This window comes from Paenibacillus sp. FSL R7-0179 (genome assembly GCF_038002265.1).
Taxonomy (GTDB): domain Bacteria; phylum Bacillota; class Bacilli; order Paenibacillales; family Paenibacillaceae; genus Paenibacillus_AQ.
Map to the genome: position 1 here is coordinate 2370571 of NZ_JBBOCC010000001.1, position 18186 is coordinate 2388756.

Genomic DNA, 18186 nt, shown 5'->3' on the forward strand with positions numbered 1-18186 from the left:
GGGAATCAAGTCATGAAACCACAGCAGTTTGTTGTAATCGGCCTGGGCCGCTTCGGCTCAAGTCTGGCGCTGGAGCTGATGTCCATGGGCTACGAGGTGCTCGGCATTGACCACCAGGAGGAGCGGGTGGAGGAGATGACCGGACGGCTAACGCATGCAGTCATGGCGGATGCTACGGATGAAGGGATTATGCGCTCGCTCGGAGTGCGTAATTTTGACTGCGGCATTGTGGCGATCGGCGATAATATGGAGCGGAGTATTCTGGCCGCGATTCTGCTGAAGGAGCTGGGTGTCAAGCAGGTGGTCGGCAAAGCCATCTCCATTCTGCACGGCCGCGCGCTGTCGAAGCTGGGGGTGGACCGGGTGATTTTCCCGGAGCGGGATATGGGTATCCGCGTGGCACACCAGCTGGTGACGCCGAATCTGCTTGATTATATTGAGATCTCCAAGGATTACAAGGTCGTTGAGTTGACGGTGCCTGCCTGCATGAACGGCAAAAGTCTCTCCGAGCTGAACACCCGCGCCAAATACGGCTGCAGCATCATTGCCCTGAACCGCGAGGATGGCATCATCGTAGCCCCGACCGCGCATGATTATGTGCATCAGGGGGATATCATGGTGGTGATCGGCTCCAACGACAGCATCGAGGAGTTCGAGGATGAAGCGGTGAATGTGGAGTAAACAGTTCCTGTCAGCCAGCCTATCCCGATAAAAGAAAGCTATAAACGCCCGGATAGCCATACCTCCTGGCGTTTTTGCTGTTTCTGCGTAAGTTTGCAGCCGCACATTAGAACGCTGTACACCAGCCCGTGGCATGCGTCGCGGAGACTGAAAAATTTTCCTATACACATATGTAAAATGTATCCTAAAATGATAAAATAAAAATATTGAAAGCGGTAACATTGAAATCCTTAGGGGGATATGTGATGAAAAAAGCACCGATGATCCTGCAGCTGGCGTTGATTCTATTCTGCATTATGGCTATTCCTACAGCAGTCCTGACCTGGTACAGCGGGTCACAGATTATACAGAATTCTGAAGCCGCTATCGGGGAATCCACGCTGGCCGGGCTTAATGCCAACCGCAGGCTGAATGAGAACGCGCTGGCCAATCTGGCCCAGGATACGTCGCGTCTGGCGGCGACAAATATTTTTGACCGCATCCGCAGCTTCGAGACCTACGATGAGATTAACGCCAACTATAACAATGTAAGTCTGGCGCTGTCCGTGACTAAGGAGCTGCTGAACCTGAACCGCCGGGTGGATGGTGTGTATTCTTCATTCTTTGTTCTGGAGGATTCGGATTATGTCTTCTCTACCGATAGCAGCATTACGACGCTTGCCCGCTATGAGCCTATCGGATGGATTACTGAAGCGCTTAAGGGGCGCAGGGGGATCAGCGGGGTATGGGTGCCCCGTAAGCTTGCGTCGGGCGAGAATGTGGTGTCTTATGTGTACCCGCTCAACCGCTTGTCCACCACCACCCGGGGAGTAATCGTCGTCAACATGAAGGAGAGCCAGATCGGCAAATATCTGCATGCTACCGAGGTGGGTGACAGTAACTACCTGCTGCTGGACGCTGCGGGTACGGTAATCTCCTTCAATGACCGGTCCATGCTGCTCTCTGACAGCCGTAAGCTGCCGTTCTTACAGGAGATTCTGAATCAGGAAGCCAGTGAAGGCTACACCTTCCGCAAGCTGGAGGGCAAACGGATGGTGTATGCCTGGAGCCGTTCCTCCTTGTCCGGGTGGTGGAATGTAAGCTGGAGCTCCATGGATGAGCTGATGACCAAATCCAGAGAGATGCAGGGGAATATTATTCTGCTGACGGGGGCAATCATTGTACTGGGGACACTGCTGGCCATCTTCCTTGCCACCTGGCTGTCCAGGCCCCTGAGGCAGCTGGTGCAGACGATACGCACGAAGATTGATGTGGGCGTAGTGAACAGGAATGAGCTGGCCTTCCTGGATCTGGCCTTCAAACGGATGCAGGAGGAGGAAGAGAGCCTGTTCCAGCTGCTGCAGGAGCGTGAGCAGGATACCCGCAGTCTGGCCGTACACCGTCTGCTGCGCGGTGAGATTCCGCCGCGGATCACGGAGGTTTTTCCGCATGCCTGTTACAGAGTGGTGGTGGTCTCCATCGACCAATACAGAAGATACGTGGGACATACCAATGTAGAGACACGCAGCTATCACCGGTATTTGCTGAGTGCCAAGTATGAGAGTGTTTTCCCTGAGGGGCTGGTGGCCCGCTGTGTCTATCATAATGAGGGCTGTACGGTGATTGTTCTGAACTATACGCCGGAGGAGGGAGAGGCGCACAGCACTCTGATTCATCAGGCGCTGGAGGAGATCCGCGACCTGTCCCTTGAGCTGCTGGAGCATTCGGTCACGATTGGGGTAAGTGAGCGGACTGATGCTCCGGAGAGGGTGGCGCTGCGGCTGTTCGAAGCGATGGAGGTGATCAAGCGCCGGATGATCAAAGGGGCTGGAAGCATCATGTACTGGCATGACGAGGAAGATAACAGCCGCAAGTACGTCGACTCTGAGAGCAGCGAGCGGCGAATTCTGAATTTCCTGGATGCCGGCGACCTGGCGGGAATCTTCAAGGAGCTGCAGAGCATCCGCAGCCAGATCTCCGCAGAGGACAATATCTCCTACGATAATATTATGTTCATCTATCATCAGCTGATGGGCGCGACGATCAAGCATCTGCGCGAGAATCACCTCGGGACCGGACGGATGATTGTGGGCCGGGGCAACGTGTATTCGATTCTCGCCGCCATGGATACGCTGGATGAGCTGGAGGAGTACCTGTATGATTTCTACTGTGAGATTGTACAGAGCCTGGACCGCAGTGCCCATGAGACCAATTATGCGCAGCGGATCATGGAGTACCTGAAGCAGCACTACCGGGAAGAGATCGTCTTCGAGGATATGGCCAAGCAGATAGGCATCAGCTACTCCTATATGCGCAAGCTTGTATATGAGCAGACCGGCAGCAGCATGATTGACTTCGTCAATCAGTTAAGGATCGAGCAGGCCAAGGAGCTGTTGCTGGATTCGGGGCTGAGCATCAAGCAGATTGCCGCTGAGGTGGGTTACGCCAATGTGCAGAGCTTCAACCGCTTTTTCCGCAAATATGAAGGCATGCCGCCAAGCGGCTACAAGTCAGCGAAGAGCAAGAGTTCTTAGGAGCTCATTGATGGCCTTGAAAGCCCAAAAAAGCCCATAGAAACCTATAAAATCCGATAAAAACATTATCCCTGGCGGATGGTAACTCCTTTCAAGCACCGTGTTGTTTCGGCTTGTCGGTGGAAAGTGGGCAGCCGGCGGGAATGAGAGGGATAAATCCCTCTGATGGAGCTGGAAAGTGGGCTGGATGGGGAAATGAGAGGGATAAATCCCTCTGATAGAGCTGGGAAGTGGGCAGGCAGCTCAGGCGGCGGGAATGAGAGGGATAAATCCCTCTGATGGAGCTGGAAAGTGGGCTGGATGGGGAAATGAGAGGGATTAATGGACTCCTGTCAAGAAAGTAGACAAAACCTACAACGTTTTTCGCTTAAATGTGGCTGCAAACTGAACCGGAGAAACGTACCCCAGTGCCCCATGGATTCGTTTACGGTTGTAGAAAAATTCAATGTACTGGAAAATGGCATCATACGCCTGTTGCTTCGTTTTAAATCGATTCCAGTACACCAACTCTTTTTTTAAGAGGCTGTGAAAAGATTCGATACAGGCGTTATCATAACAGTTTCCTTTGCGGCTCATGCTTGCGGTCATCTGGTACGTCTTTAGGCGTTCCCGGTAGTCTGCAGAGGCGTACTGGGAGCCTCGATCCGAATGGTGAATCAAGCCCTTTCCGGGGCGTTTGGCCTGGTAGGCAGCGTCCAGAGCGCCCTGTACGAGGTCAGTGGTCATCCGGTCGCTAAGCCGCCAGCCGACAATCTCCCGGGTACACAGGTCCAGCACGCTCGCCAAGTACATTCGTCCTTCCCGGCAGGGAATGTAGGTGATATCCGCTACCCACGTCTGGTTCGGCTTTTCCGTGTGAAATTGCTGGTTTAACAAGTTGGGGGCAATGGGTAGCGGATGGTTGGAGTCGGTGGTGCATACGCGAAATCTCTTTGCGACACAAGAGCGCAGCCCCAGTTCTTTCATGTACTTGCCTACCGTGCGTTCACTGACCTGGTGCCCTTCACGCACTAGGAGAACCTTGATTTTGGGGCTGCCATAGCGACCCTTAGAGTCGTGAAAATGATAGGCAATCCGCTTTAGCAACAAGGCTTTACGAGTGGCTTGAGGGCTGGGCTTCGCTGTTCTCCATTTGTAATACCCGCTCCGGGACACCTGAAAGACACTGCACATCTTCTCCACGCGGAACTCGGAGCGATGATCTTCAATAAACCGAAATCTCAGTTCTTTGGATTGCTGAAGATGTGCACGGCTTTTTTTAGGATGGCCATCTCCTCTGTCAGGTCTGCGAGTTCTTGCTCCCGCTCCTTCAGTTGACGTTCCAGCTCTCTGTATTTGTCTGGAGTAATGATGGGCTCATTCTCAAACTGCCGGTACTGACCTAGCCATTTATGCAACGTTTTGGCGGGGACATCCAGCTCCAGGGCCAATTCCGCCACCGTTTTCGTCTGCTCCTGGATGTACTTTACGGCCTGTCTTTTGTATTCTTCATTGTAGCTTCTCCGTGTTCCACTCATGCGGACACCTCCTCGTTAAACTCATTATCTCTATTCTCTTAACGGGTGTCCACGGTTAACACTAACAGCAAAATCCCTCTGATGGAGCCGAAAGTGGGCTGGATGGGGAAATGAGAGGGATAAATCCCTCTGATGGAGCTGAAAGAGGGCTGGATGCGGAAATGAGAGGGATAAATCCCTCTGATGGAGCCGAAAGTGGGCTGGATGGGGAAATGAGAGGGATAAATCCCTCTGATGGAGCTGGAAAGTGGGCTGGATGCGGAAATGAAAGGGATAAATCCCTCTGATGGAGCTGAAAGTGGGCTGGATGGGGAAATGAGAGGGATAAATCCCTCTGATGGAGCTGGAAAGTGGGCTGGATGCGGAAATGAGAGGGATAAATCCCTCTGATGGAGCCGAAAGTGGGCATTGATCGGAAATGAAGAGCACTAGTGCACCTGAATTCCAGGAAAGTTGGCTAAAACGAGTAAATGAGGAGTAATCCCCCGCTAATCCCCCCTGGTCCCCTCCCTCACCATCCAATTTTATCCTAATCAGACCTGACTCTCTAATTGTAAGCGCTTTATTAATTTTGGGAATGCCTATCAGTTTTGATTATTCACCTTCGCCTGAAGCTTGGTGCGCCGGGCAACAATCATTTGTGAATCAATTGTGATAGGTGATCATCAATACTCATGATATTCAAGCCCCGGCAAAGGCGGTAGCATAGGAGTCAGGCCGGAGAACCTGAGCCGGCAAGAAGAATTCAAGGCAGGAGGTGAAGATGTTGAAAGCTGCAAGCGCTTCACAAACGAATCACAGTCCTTTATTAAGAAGAAAACAGGGGTTCAGCTATTATTTACAGCGGGATTGGCAGCTCTATCTGCTGGTGATGCTTCCGCTGGCCTTTGTCATCGTATTCAAATATTTGCCGATGACCGGACTTGTAATCGCCTTCAAAGACTATAAGATTGCCAGAGGCTTCTGGGGCAGTGAATGGGCGGGACTACAGGTCTTCCAGGATCTGTTCGCCAAGCCTGATTTCATCCGGGCCGTCCGCAACACCCTGCTGCTGAACGTGCTTGACCTGATCTTCAGCTTCACGATGCCGATTGTGCTGGCTCTGCTGCTGAACGAGATCAAGAGCGTACGGTTCAAAAGAATCAATCAGACGGTGCTCTATTTGCCCCACTTCCTGTCCTGGGTCATTATCGGAGCCATCGCCTATCAGCTGCTCAGTGAGGGGGGCGGTGTTGTCAATAACCTCATAGAACTGATGGGAGGCACCCGGATTCCATTCCTGCAGCAGGATACGAATTGGCTGATCAGCTATCTCGTGATCGGGGTCTGGCAGAGCATGGGCTGGGGCACGATTATCTACCTGGCGGCGATGAGCGGGATCAACCCCGAGATGTACGAAGCGGCTACGGTAGACGGGGCGGGCCGCTGGAGAAAGGTCTGGAATATCACCCTTCCCTCGATCCGGGCAACGATTGTGACGCTCTTGATTATGGCGCTGGGCAAAGTAATGGACGGCTCCTTCGAGCGGATCTATGCGCTGCAAAATAAAGCGACCACGGAGTTCACTACCACCATACCGGTCCTCGTATATCGCTGGGGGATTGAGAGCGGCAATTTCAGCCGGGCAACCGCCATCGGATTATTCCAGTCAGTCATCGGAATTATTCTGGTTATTTCCGCGGACCGCGTAGCCAAGAAGCTTGGCGAGGATGGGATTTTGTAGAAAGGAGAGGAAACATGAAAGCCATAGCCGGAGGCCCTGCCGCACCCCATAAAGCAAGTATAGATATTTGGGAAACGCTGATCCGTCTCGTCATTATTGTTGTGTCGCTATTCTGCCTGCTGCCGTTCATTCATGTCGTATCGAAATCGCTGAGCTCTGACTCCTTCGTCATTGCCAATAAGGTTTTTCTGTGGCCGCAGGGCTTCACCATTGAAGCGTATAAAAAAATCTTCGCGGATGCCAGCATCCTCCGTTCCCTGTACATCTCGGTCATCGTGACGGTGCTGTTCACCATTCTGGGCATGATCCTGACCATCTGCGCTGCCTATCCGCTGTCCCGAACCCAGTTCAAGGGCCGCAGGGTGATCACCTTCATCTTCCTGTTCACCATGTACTTCAGCGGAGGCATTATCCCCGACTATATGAACATCAACAATCTGGGGCTGATGGATACCATCTGGTCACTGGTGCTGCCGCTCTCCTTCAGCGCCTTCAATCTGTTAATTATGAAGACTTCTCTAACGCACGGGATTCCCGTAAGTCTGGAAGAGTCAGCGCGGATCGACGGTGCGGGGCATTTCCGGATTCTGTTCAGCATTGTGCTGCCTTTATCCAAGCCGATTATGGCGACACTTGCCCTTTTTTATGCGGTAGGCCGCTGGAATGCTTATCAGGACGCATTGTTCTATATCAAGCATGAGACCTCCCTCCGGCCGCTTCAGCTCAAGCTGTATTATCTGGTCATTCAGGCCAGTGAAAGCTTCCAGCTGGAGGCCAGTCAGGTACAGCTCAGCAATCCCGAAGTCCTGAAGGCGTCAGTTGTTGTATTCGCTACCTTGCCAATACTCTGTGTGTATCCATTTGTCCAAAAGTACTTTGTTCAAGGTGTTATGCTCGGAGCCGTTAAGGAGTAATCCTGCGTCCCTGGTATATAGTCATTCTTTGGAATTACGAAAATTCAAAAAATGGGGGAATTGCGATGAGTAAAAGAAGCGTGTATTCGTTAATGATGGCATCCGTCATGACGGCAGGCCTGCTGGCCGGGTGCTCTGGGGGAAATAACACCAAGAATACAGCCGAATCCAGCAATAAGCCGGCCGAGACCGCCGCGGCTACGAACCAGGCCGAAGGAGCCTATCCTGATTATTCCAAGGGCTTCGAGAAAAAAGTCTCGCTCGATATTCCGGTCTATGAGCGTGCCTATGAAGGCTGGAACGTGTCCGATAACTACTATACCCGCTGGGTGCAGGCGGAGTTCGGCGACAAATATAATATAGAGGTTAACTATGTGCCGATTACCCGCTCCAAGGAAGTAACGGATTTCGAGCAGCTGCTGGCTTCGCACAAGGCTCCGGATATTATTTTCCACTATGATATGCCGCAAGCGCTTACTTATTATGGCGAGGATGTGATGCAGCCGCTCGACTATGCAGAGATCCAAAATTATGCGCCGACCTATTGGAAGAACATGGGTAATACGATTGAACAGTATGGTACCGTGGATGATCAGAAGACCTTCTTCTTCGCTGCACGCCCTGAAGCTGACAACTTCGTCAATATTATCCGCAAGGACTGGGTGGAAAAGGTAGGCATGAAGGTTGAGGATCTGACCTCACTGGAAAAGTATAACGAGATGCTGGCCAAGTGGAAGGAAGCCGGACTCGGCGTAAGCGGCGGCAATCTGCAGCAGAACTTCTTCAACTTCAACTATCCGTTCCGTGAATGGCCGGTGGATGCGAAATATCGGGCGCTGTATTCCGATCTCAGCGTAGCTGATCTGACTACGAAGGAGACTGAGGCTTACCTGCGTAACCTCAATTATCAGTATAACAATGGCCTGATTGATAAGGAATTCTATCTGCGCAACGATGAACCTAAGATTAAGGCTGAATTCGTGGCAGGCAAAACCGGCAACTTCGGCTTCTATCTGGCGAACAACACCGATGTCTTTGCGGCTACGCTGCAGAATAACCCGGATGCCAAATTTGCGGTAGTGCCTCCGTATGCGGGAGTTCCGGAAGGCAATAAGCCTCAGGGACGCGCTTACTGGCCGTTCGGCTTCATTATGGGCATTAACTATGAATCCACGCCGGAAGAACGTGCAGCCGTGTGGATGTATCTGGAATGGCTCAGCCAGCCGGAGAACCTGTTCAAGTTCCAGAACGGGCTCGAAGGGGAGAATTATACGCTTGACGCAGACGGCATTGCCCTGAAGAACCCGGATTATAAGGGAGAAGCGGTGCTGGCACAGAACAATAACAAGGACTACTGGGGCCTGGTGACGGAAATCGCCCAGTACCCGGATGAAGCCAAGACCCGCAAGGCCAACCTGCGTAACTGGGCACCGTCCGGTTATGAGCCGCTGGCGGATGATCTGGTGAAGTATTATGACGAGGTTGCCGAATTCCGTACACCGGATGCGCTGTTCAATGTGGTGCTGGAGAAGGTGAACGAATACAAGGCCGATCTGAACACGCTGTTCCAGGAGTTGTACGTGAAGGTGGTGCTTGCTCCGGAGGCTGAATTCGCTGCTACGTATGAAGCCGCCAAGAAGACGTATCTGGAGGCAGGCTACCAGGAGATTCTCGATGAGAAGCAGGCAGCAATTGATGCAGGCAAATTCCGTTAATGCAGTGTAAGTCTGGCTTAGTTTAGCAAAAGAAGTACCTGGCAGTATCCTCACCCGGCAGGCCGATCCGTAGTATTACGGAGGCTTGCCGGGTGATTGCTGTGTTCCCCGCCGCTACTCGCGGCTGTTCAGGAAGACATCCTCCGTCACCTGCACCAGACAGCGCGCTGCCGTGCTGAGTCCGCCGCTGCTCTGGTAGATGAGGCAAGTGGTCCGCTGGGTCTGCTCCAGCTCTTTGATGTGCAGGGAGACCAGTCCCCCGCCGTTCAGCAGCTCCGGACGCAAGTAAGAGTTCGGCAGCAGGGCCGCAGCTTTGATCGTCGGCAGCAGGCGGACGATGGCCTCGAAGGAGTCGATCTCCATCCGTACATCGGGATCAACCCCGCAGCGCTGGAACAGATCATCTGTCGTCCGGCGGTACCAGGTTCCCTTGGAGAAAAGAATCATCGGCAGCCGGGACAGATGCTCCATGGTGAGCCGTGGCGTCAGGGTCAGCGGATGCTGCTCGGAGACGACCAGCCGGAGCTGGTCCTCGAACAGCGGGATGCAGCGCAGCCCCGGCTCCTGAACCTGGGAGGCGATGATGGCGACATCGCATTTGCCTTCGCTGACGGCGGTGACCATCTCATGGGTCTTCCCGGTGATGAGCTTCAGCTCGGCTGCCGGATACTTCTCGGTGTACGCTTTTACCAGAGGAGGCAGGGTTGTCTGCAGCGTGGTCAGGCTGGCGCCCAAGGTTACGAGCTGCGGCTCGCCCTCCTTGAACTTCGATAACGCTTCCAGGAACCTGGAACGCTGCTGACGCTGCTCCAGCGCATAGGTGTAGGTAAGGCGGCCGACCTCTGTAAGCTCCAGGCGCTTGCCGAAGCGGTTGAACAGGGCGACGCCGAGCCGCTCCTCCAGCTTGGAGATTTTGCGGGAGAGGGCCGGCTGGGACAGGTTGAGCTGGCGCGAGGCCCGATTCAGGCTAGAGTGCTCCACCACCGCAGCAAAAGCATCTAAATCATCATACATTTCATAGTGCTCCTCTCTTCCAAATCCAATACAATTGTGATAAAAGGCATAGCCGATGAGCAAAGGTTCTCCTGATGTGCAGGAAGACAACCCTAAATTGTAAGGTATTAATGAAGCTAAATGAGAATTATTATCATATTAAAAATATTCTTATGCAATTATTGTATAACGATTAATAATTAGATTGCAATTCCCTTATAAGCAAAAAAAGAGTAACATGAAAAGTGACACAGGATATTCACATATTGTGAATTATTCAGCAAAGTCCGGGAAAACAATGGATAGTGGTGCAAACAGACTGTTAGCCGCTAAATCAAGCCTGCCGCTGCCCTGTTTCAACTGTACTCCCGGCGGTGTATGCTCTTTAAAAAGACTTGTGAAAACGCTGTTTTATATGGAAAGGGGACACTTTGCATGAGAGGATTTTATTCCAGAAAGATTCATTCCTTGCTCGGCGTTATCCCGCTCGGGGCATTCTTCCTTGAGCACATGCTGACGAACTTCGCAGCAGTAGAGGGTGGCGCTGCTGGTTTCACAGACAGTGTGCTGTGGCTGAACAGCCTGCCGCTGGTCTTCTTCCTGGAATTGTTCGGCATCTGGCTGCCGCTGCTGTACCACGGAGTATACGGCCTGTACATCGCGTACCAGTCGAAGCCGAACCTGAACCGCTACAATCTTGAGCGCAACTGGCGTTATACGCTGCAGCGGATCAGCGGAGTCGTCACCTTCATCTTCATTGTCTGGCATCTGTGGGACACCCGCGTCCAGGTTGCGCTCGGCAAGGTGGAGCATGATCAGCTTGGCGGAGTGATGCATAACATTGTGACCCAGCCGCTGCTGATGACTCTCTATATTGTCGGAATCGTGGCTGCCTGCTTCCATTTCTCCAACGGTCTATGGTCGTTCCTGATCAGCTGGGGAATCACGGTGGGTCCGCGTTCGCAGAGAGTATCGTCCGTACTTTGCCTCGGTATTTTTGTTATCGTTACCTTCATGTTCGTCCTGTCGCTGGTTACCTTCCGTAACGATGAATTCCAAACTGCCGCTACGGCGATGCAGTCAGTGCGCAGTTTCATTTAAGGATATAAAGGTGAGTGGAAGCGGTTAACTTATGCTGCGGACACGCTCACAAAACTTAAGCCTATGCTTCCGAGGCAAGTTTTGCTGCACAGCTATCTCGAAGAAGCGGATCTTCCGCAAAACTAAAGCGTATGCTTCCGAAGCGAGTTTTGTACGATGAGGAGTCAGGAAGCAAACGCTCACAAAACTTTTAGGAGGGGAACAATCATGGCATCAGCCGATATCATCATCGTGGGCGGCGGTCTGGCCGGCCTGATGGCTACCATTAAGGCCGCTGAATCCGGCGCGCATGTACATCTATTCTCACTGGTCCCTGTCAAAAGATCACATTCCGTCTGCGCGCAGGGCGGCATCAACGGCGCCGTCAATACCAAGGGCGAGGGCGACTCGCCTTGGGAGCATTTCGATGATACTGTCTATGGCGGCGACTTCCTGGCCAACCAGCCTCCGGTGAAAGCCATGTGCGAAGCGGCACCGGGCATTATTCACCTGATGGACCGGATGGGCGTAATGTTCAACCGTACCCCTGAGGGGCTGCTCGACTTTCGCCGGTTCGGCGGAACGAAACGCCACCGCACAGCCTTCGCAGGTGCGACTACCGGCCAGCAGCTGCTCTATGCGCTGGATGAGCAGGTGCGCCGCTGGGAAGCGGAAGGCCTGGTTACCAAGAGCGAGAACTGGGAATTCCTCTCGGTGATTCTGGATGACGAACGGGTCTGCCGCGGCATCAGCGCCCAGAATCTCAAGACGATGGAGATTCAGACCTTCCCGGCGGACGCGGTCATTCTGGCCAGCGGCGGTCCGGGGATTATTTTCGGCAAAACGACGAATTCGGTCATCAACACAGGAACCGCCGCAAGCGCCGTGTATCAACAGGGTGTGCATTATGCGAACGGGGAATTCATTCAGATTCACCCGACGGCGATTCCCGGCGATGACAAGCTGCGGCTGATGTCGGAATCGGCACGCGGTGAAGGCGGACGGATCTGGACCTATAAGGACGGTAAGCCTTGGTACTTCCTCGAAGAGAAATATCCTTCTTACGGCAACCTGGTGCCGCGCGATATTGCCACCCGTGAGATTTTTAATGTGTGTGTGGATCAGGGCCTGGGTATTAACGGCGAGAACATGGTCTACCTGGATCTGTCGCATAAGGACCCGAAGGAGCTTGACGTCAAGCTGGGCGGGATTATCGAGATTTACGAGAAGTTCATGGGAGATGATCCCCGCAAAATTCCGATGAAAATCTTCCCGGCTGTGCATTATTCAATGGGCGGCATGTGGGTCGACTATAATCAAATGACGAATATTCCCGGCTTGTTCGCGGCAGGGGAATGTGAATATCAATACCACGGGGCCAACCGTCTGGGTGCGAATTCCCTGGTCTCTGCCATTTATGGCGGGATGGTCTCCGGTCCGAAGGCTGTGGAATACATCAAGGGCCTTAAGAAATCAGTGCAGGATATCTCCTCCACGGTGTTCGACAGCTTCCACAAGACGCAAGAAGATAAATATGAGTCGCTGCTCGGGATGACTGGCACAGAGAATGCTTACGTGATCCATAAGGAGCTTGGCGAGTGGATGACGGCGAACATGACCGTGGTGCGTGAGAATAAGAAGCTGGAAGCCACCATCGGCAAAATCAAAGAGCTGAAGGAGCGCTACAAGAACATCAGCATGAGCGACACCTCGCGCTGGAGCAACCAGGGGGTAGCGTTCACCCGCCAGCTGTGGAACATGCTGGAGCTGTCGGAGGCGATGACGCTTGGAGCGCTGCTGCGCAATGAGAGCCGGGGCGCCCACTATAAGCCGGAATTCCCTACGCGTAATGATGAGGAATTCCTCAAGACCACCAAAGCCGCCTGGACAGCAGACGGCCCGCAGATCTCATACGAGGAAGTCGATGTCTCGCTGATTCCTCCGCGCGTGCGGGATTACTCGAAGGACTGACCGGTTAGACTAACCAAACTTTCTAGGAGGTAACTGACATGGCGGAAACAGCAGCAGCTCCCAAAAATGTGAAATTTATTATTACCCGCCAGGATGAACCGGAGACCAGCCCCTATACGGAGGAGTTCGAGCTTGCCTATCGTCCGGGGATGAACGTAATCAGTGCGCTGATGGAGATTCAGCGGAATCCGGTGAATGCGAAAGGCGATAATACGGTTCCTGTATGCTGGGAATCCAACTGTCTGGAAGAGGTCTGCGGCGCCTGCTCCATGGTCATCAACGGCAAGCCCCGTCAGGCCTGCGCAGCGCTGATTGACAATCTGGAGCAGCCGGTGCGCATTGAGCCGATGAAGACCTTCCCGGTCGTGCGCGACCTGGTGATTGACCGCAGCCGGATGTTCAATGCCCTGAAGCGTGTGAAGGCCTGGATTCCGATTGACGGCACGTATGATCTCGGTCCGGGACCGCGTATGCCGGAGAAGAAGCGCCAGTGGGCCTATGAACTGTCCAAATGCATGACCTGCGGCGTCTGCCTGGAGGCTTGCCCGAATGTCAACGAGAAGACCAACTTCATCGGGCCGGCAGCCATCTCGCAGGTGCGCCTGTTCAACGCTCACCCGACAGGTGAGATGAACGCTGAAGAACGCCTGGATGCGGTCATGGGAGACGGCGGCATCGACGGCTGCGGCAACTCGCAGAACTGTGTGCGGGCCTGCCCGAAGGGCATTCCGCTCACAACCTCCATTGCCGAGATTAACAAGCAGACAACGAAGCATATGTTCAAGCGCTGGCTGGGTGTCTGACCTTTTTTCAGACCATTCGTTTATAAGCAGAATCGTAGCAGGCCATTCAGGTGTCATTCCTGGGTGGCCTGTTTGGCTGCACCGGACATAGTGACAGGTACGGATGTTTCTGGCCGGCTGGAAAAAGGGTACATGTATAGACAGCCTGTAATGAAGAGCCTGAAGCTGCATAGAATAGCCATACGTCTGCAGGTTCCGATAAATATAGGTCAATATGTTATAATCTACATAGCCAAGTGGAAACGGCTTTGCCGTCCTTATTAAAGGACGGTATCGTTTCAGCGAGAAATAGAAGGATAATTTATAGCCTAAAACCTATAAATTCTTATATTTTGAAGATAACCGCCAGGGTAGCGGATAACGGGGAGGAATGACTGTGATTTGCCGTGAACAGGATGGAACGCTTGTAATGACGAAGCAGCATGAGCACGGGCTGCTGGCCGGAGAATTTGCGAAGTGGTTCAAGGAAGAGCATACGCCTGCGGAAGGCCGCCGGGCTGAGGTACTGTGGGCAGTAAGCAACCATGACCGGGGCTGGATTGATCTGGATGAGACACCGTTCTGGAATGATGCGGAGGGGCAGCCGTACAGCTTCCTCGATTTCCCCGTTGTGCCGAAGCTGACCTTTTATAGACGGGGCATCGATGAGATTGAAGCGCAGACGCCATACGGGGCGCTGCTGTGCAGCTCGCATTTTGAACGGTTGATTGAGGTGTCGGGGGAGGAATGCCCGGAGCTGACACAATATCTGGAGGGTGAAGCGGACCGCCGGGCCCGTATCCACCGGGCGCTGGAGCAGAGCCAGCCGCTTGAAGAAGGCGAGCTGTATTATGACGCCAGACTGCTGCAATTCTGCGATGATCTGTCGCTGTTCCTGGCGCTGAGCAAGCCGGGCAGCGCCGAGTCCGAGAAGCATCCCTGGTTCGTAGACGGCTTCTCCGGCAGTGAGGAGTTCAGCTTCACCTCTGGCCGTGCCATTGAGGCGGAGTGGCAGGACAGTTCTACGCTGATTCTGACTCCGTTCCCGTTCACGCAGGATGTTGAAGTTAGCTTCAAGCAGAGGCGGGTCAGCCGGGCAGACATTATGGATAGGGGAATTGCCCGCGCCTATCGCGAAGCTCCTGAGGAAGAATGCCGGATCAAGGTAGTTAGCGGACCGGAGGAAGACACAGCGGTGAAGTCAGGGAGCAGCCAGCGTGCGGACAGGTAACGGGACGATATACAATCCTCAGCGGATTTACGGAATAGATTAGAGTACAGAAAGGAGATACTCCCTATGAGCAAAAATCCGTTCGGGGGCTCTCCCGAACGTACAGTTTCTGCGGCTGCGGATGGCGCGGGAACAGGCCCCCCGAAGCCGGAAGGCCGGAGCAGCCGTAAGATGACCCGCCGCCAGTTTCTGGCCCGGGGAGCAGGCGCGGTAGTCGGCGCAGGCCTCCTCGCCGGCGGCTATGCCTGGCAGGGAGAGCCGAACTGGTTAGAGGTGACCCGCCGGGAGCTGCCGCTTGCGGAGCTGCCGTCCGCGTTCGCCGGGACCCGGCTGGTCCATTTCAGCGATGTGCATCTGGGCTTCAACAAGGATGCGAAGGATCTGGCCCGGCTGACAAAGCACATCAAGGAAGAGCAGCCGGATCTGATCTGCTTCACAGGGGATATCGTAGACAGCTATGCCGAAGATCTGACCGACTCGGTCCCCCTGCTGGCAGAGCTGCAGGCTCCGCTTGGGAAGTATGCCATCCTCGGGAATCATGATTACAAGAATACGGAGCTGCTGACCCGTCTGCTGACGGAGGCCGGATTCCGCGTCCTGCGTAACGAGTCATATTTGATCAAGCAAGGCGGAGCAACAATTGCTGTAGCAGGACTGGACGATATGCTGCACGGCAAGCCGGACCCGGAGGCAGCTGTCAGGGATATTCCAGACGGCATCTTCACGGTGCTGCTGATGCATGAACCGGATTACGCCGAGGTGGCGGAAGCCTATCCTTTTCACCTTCAGCTCTCAGGTCACAGTCATGGCGGTCAGATTCGTCTGCCGCTGGTCGGAGCGCCGTTCACGCCTTACGGATCTAAGAAATACATAGACGGCTTGTATTATACAGAGAATAAGGCGATGCCGGTGTATGTGAACAGGGGCTTCGGCGAGACCATGATGCCGCTGCGCTTCTTATGCCGCCCGGAGCTTACCGTGCTGACTCTGCGCCGGGGATAGCCGGACTGCAAGAGAGGGGCGCCATAAGCGGGAGAAGAAGAGGGAGAAGTTCATGAGCACTTATGAGATGATCATGGGGATGTCGCTGCAAGGGTCCAGGGTGGAACTGAAGAATATGGCGTCCGGCGACGGAGCGCTGCTGAAGTCGCTGCTCTCCCACCCGGAGGTACAGCCGCATATTCAGCTGCGTCATGCATCGACTTCCCGGCAGGGCGTGCTGGATAAGCTGGTGACCCGGATGCTGCATGGCTATGATCCCGGCTCACTGCATGCAGGTATCTATATCCTGGGACAGCCGGAGCTGATCGGATCAGTCTCCCTTCAGAACTGGAACCGGCAGGAAGGCCATGCCGTGCTGGGCTATATGCTGAATCCGTCATGGTGGGGCCGCGGATATGCGACTGAGGCACTGGGATTGCTGCTGGCCTACGGCTTCAGGGAACTTGGACTGAAGAGGGTCGAGGGGCGCTGCCGGGGGGACAATTACCGGTCCGCCCAGGTCATGCTGAGGAACGGCCTGACGCTGGAGCGGACCCTGCCGATGGCGGACGGCTCGGGCGATGTAACGAAAGTCTTCACATTGTCATACAAATGAAATAATGCCGTTATCAAACTCTAACAGTCAGCGGTTAAACTAAGTACATGACCCCCTTTTGAAAATATAACTGCTGCTGGGACCCGATGATTCGGGTCCATTTTTTTTGGGCTTGTGTGGGTATGGGCTCCTGATGGGCTTCCCAATGAGAGGGATAGATCCCTTTGAATTGGCCCGGAAGTGGGCCGGATGGGGAAATGAGAGGGATAAATCCCTTTGAATCGGCCCGGAAGTGGGCTGGACGGGGAAATGAGAGGGATAAATCCCTTTGAATTGGCCCGAAAGTGGGCCGGATGGGGAAATGAGAGGGATAAATCCCTTTGAATCGGCCCGGAAGTGGGCTGGACGGGGAAATGAGAGGGATAAATCCCTTTGAATTGGCCCGAAAGTGGGCTGGACGAGGGAATGAGAGGGATATATCCCTTTGGATTGGCCGGAAGTGGGCTGGACGGGGAAATGAGAGGGATAAATCCCTTTGAATTGGCCCGGAAGTCGGCTGGGCGAGCGAATGAGGAGCATTAGTGCCCCTGAATTCGTAGATAGTCGGCTAAATAGCCAATTGAGGAGCATTAGTGCGGTAGCAAACATTGTGGGCTGGCAGTCTCCAAGGGGATTGGGCTATGATAGTGTACATGATACAGTGGATATGACAAGTATAGATGGGGGAGGAAATGAACCTTTGAATGATGTGATTAGATTACTTATGAACCACCGTTCGTTCCGGAACTACAGCGGGCAGGAGGTGGAGCCTTGGAAGCTGAAGACGATTATTGAGGCAGCCCAGGCGGCACCCTCTTGGGTGAACGGCCAACAGGTATCGATGATTGCGGTACGCAGCGAGGAACGCAGGCAGCAGCTGTCGGCGCTGAGCGGCAACCAGAAGCATGTGGCGGAAGCGCCGGTATTTCTGGTGTTCTGCATGGACTTTTACCGGGCGAAGCTTGCAGCGGAGCTGGAAGGCCAGCCGTTCGAAACGGCTGCGGATGTAGACGCGTTGCTCGTTGGGGCTACGGATGTCGGCATTGCGTTAGCGAACACAGTGGCTGCCGCCGAGTCACTGGGACTGGGCATTATCCCGATTGGGGGCGTGCGCCGCAATACGGCTGGGGTGATCGAACTTTTGCAGCTGCCAGAGTATGTATTCCCGGTGGTCGGACTCTGCATCGGCTATCCGGCGGGAGAACAGCCGAAGAGTTCACGCCTGCCTATAGCGGCGGTATATCATGAAGAAGTCTATAACCCGGATCAGCAACACCTGATCGAAGAATACAATGAGACCCACCGGGAGCTGCTCAAGTCCCAAGGAATGACGGAGCGGAGCTGGACCAGCATAATTGCCCGCTTCTACGCGCTGAATCCGCAGTATGGGGACTCGCAGCGTACGCTGAAGCAGCAGGGCTTCACCTGTGAGAATCTAAATAAGGAGTAACTAGTTAAGGGCCGGAGGATTGCAGATTCAACCGGGACCT

General features: G+C 53.9%; 15 protein-coding genes. 12 read left to right on the forward strand and 3 right to left on the reverse strand.

Features of this window, described 5'->3' with window-relative positions; translation table 11 throughout:
• The first annotated feature begins 12 nt into the window (after positions 1-12).
• Together MKX63_RS10555 and MKX63_RS10560 are read left to right on the forward strand one after the other, a co-directional pair.
• Entirely contained in the window at positions 13-681 is a 669-nt protein-coding gene (locus MKX63_RS10555) for a potassium channel family protein (RefSeq protein ID WP_341016935.1), read from the forward strand.
• Positions 682-926: 245 nt separating this feature from the next.
• A complete protein-coding gene (locus tag MKX63_RS10560; RefSeq protein ID WP_341016936.1) occupies positions 927-3194 on the forward strand; it encodes an AraC family transcriptional regulator in 2268 nt (755 codons plus the stop codon).
• Between the two features lie 351 nt (positions 3195-3545).
• On the opposite strand, the gene MKX63_RS10565 is transcribed toward MKX63_RS10560, so the two are convergent.
• Positions 3546-4529, reverse strand: a complete 984-nt coding sequence (locus MKX63_RS10565) for an IS3 family transposase (protein ID WP_341018601.1) — start codon at positions 4527-4529, stop codon at positions 3546-3548.
• Positions 4415-4711: a transposase gene (locus MKX63_RS10570; protein WP_341016938.1), complete on the reverse strand. Its 297-nt coding sequence runs from the start codon at positions 4709-4711 to the stop codon at positions 4415-4417. Before MKX63_RS10570 ends, MKX63_RS10565 begins: the two co-directional genes overlap by 115 nt.
• Before the next feature lie 763 nt (positions 4712-5474).
• Between MKX63_RS10570 and MKX63_RS10575 the strand changes: the two genes are divergently transcribed.
• The 3 genes from MKX63_RS10575 (at position 5475) to MKX63_RS10585 (ending at position 9063) form a co-directional block, all read left to right on the forward strand.
• Entirely contained in the window at positions 5475-6434 is a 960-nt protein-coding gene (locus MKX63_RS10575) for an ABC transporter permease (RefSeq protein WP_341016939.1), read from the forward strand.
• A 14-nt stretch (positions 6435-6448) separates the two neighbouring features.
• Entirely contained in the window at positions 6449-7348 is a 900-nt protein-coding gene (locus MKX63_RS10580; RefSeq protein ID WP_341016941.1) for a carbohydrate ABC transporter permease, read from the forward strand.
• Positions 7349-7413: 65 nt separating this feature from the next.
• Positions 7414-9063: an ABC transporter substrate-binding protein gene (locus MKX63_RS10585; RefSeq protein WP_341016942.1), complete on the forward strand. Its 1650-nt coding sequence runs from the start codon at positions 7414-7416 to the stop codon at positions 9061-9063.
• A 114-nt stretch (positions 9064-9177) separates the two neighbouring features.
• On the opposite strand, the gene MKX63_RS10590 is transcribed toward MKX63_RS10585, so the two are convergent.
• Positions 9178-10077, reverse strand: a complete 900-nt coding sequence (locus MKX63_RS10590) for a LysR family transcriptional regulator (protein WP_341016943.1) — start codon at positions 10075-10077, stop codon at positions 9178-9180.
• Positions 10078-10491: 414 nt separating this feature from the next.
• On the opposite strand from MKX63_RS10590, the gene MKX63_RS10595 reads away from it, so the two are divergent.
• The 7 genes from MKX63_RS10595 to MKX63_RS10625 all read left to right on the forward strand — a co-directional run bounded on the left by MKX63_RS10595 (position 10492) and on the right by MKX63_RS10625 (position 18146).
• Positions 10492-11157: a succinate dehydrogenase cytochrome b558 subunit gene (locus tag MKX63_RS10595; protein ID WP_341016945.1), complete on the forward strand. Its 666-nt coding sequence runs from the start codon at positions 10492-10494 to the stop codon at positions 11155-11157.
• A 207-nt stretch (positions 11158-11364) separates the two neighbouring features.
• On the forward strand, positions 11365-13107 hold the full coding sequence (gene sdhA / locus MKX63_RS10600; RefSeq protein WP_341016946.1) for a succinate dehydrogenase flavoprotein subunit: 1743 nt from the start codon (positions 11365-11367) through the stop codon (positions 13105-13107).
• A gap of 38 nt (positions 13108-13145) precedes the next feature.
• On the forward strand, positions 13146-13910 hold the full coding sequence (sdhB, locus tag MKX63_RS10605) for a succinate dehydrogenase iron-sulfur subunit (protein ID WP_340751908.1): 765 nt from the start codon (positions 13146-13148) through the stop codon (positions 13908-13910).
• 376 nt (positions 13911-14286) lie between these two features.
• Complete coding sequence (locus MKX63_RS10610; protein WP_341016947.1) at positions 14287-15120, forward strand: DUF3891 family protein; 834 nt, start codon at positions 14287-14289, stop codon at positions 15118-15120.
• A gap of 66 nt (positions 15121-15186) precedes the next feature.
• Positions 15187-16122 (forward strand): metallophosphoesterase, encoded by a 936-nt coding sequence (locus MKX63_RS10615; RefSeq protein ID WP_341016948.1) that lies wholly within the window; start codon positions 15187-15189, stop codon positions 16120-16122.
• A 52-nt stretch (positions 16123-16174) separates the two neighbouring features.
• Positions 16175-16717: a GNAT family N-acetyltransferase gene (locus MKX63_RS10620; RefSeq protein WP_341016949.1), complete on the forward strand. Its 543-nt coding sequence runs from the start codon at positions 16175-16177 to the stop codon at positions 16715-16717.
• A 688-nt stretch (positions 16718-17405) separates the two neighbouring features.
• Complete coding sequence (locus MKX63_RS10625) at positions 17406-18146, forward strand: NADPH-dependent oxidoreductase (protein WP_341018602.1); 741 nt, start codon at positions 17406-17408, stop codon at positions 18144-18146.
• Positions 18147-18186 lie beyond the last annotated feature (40 nt).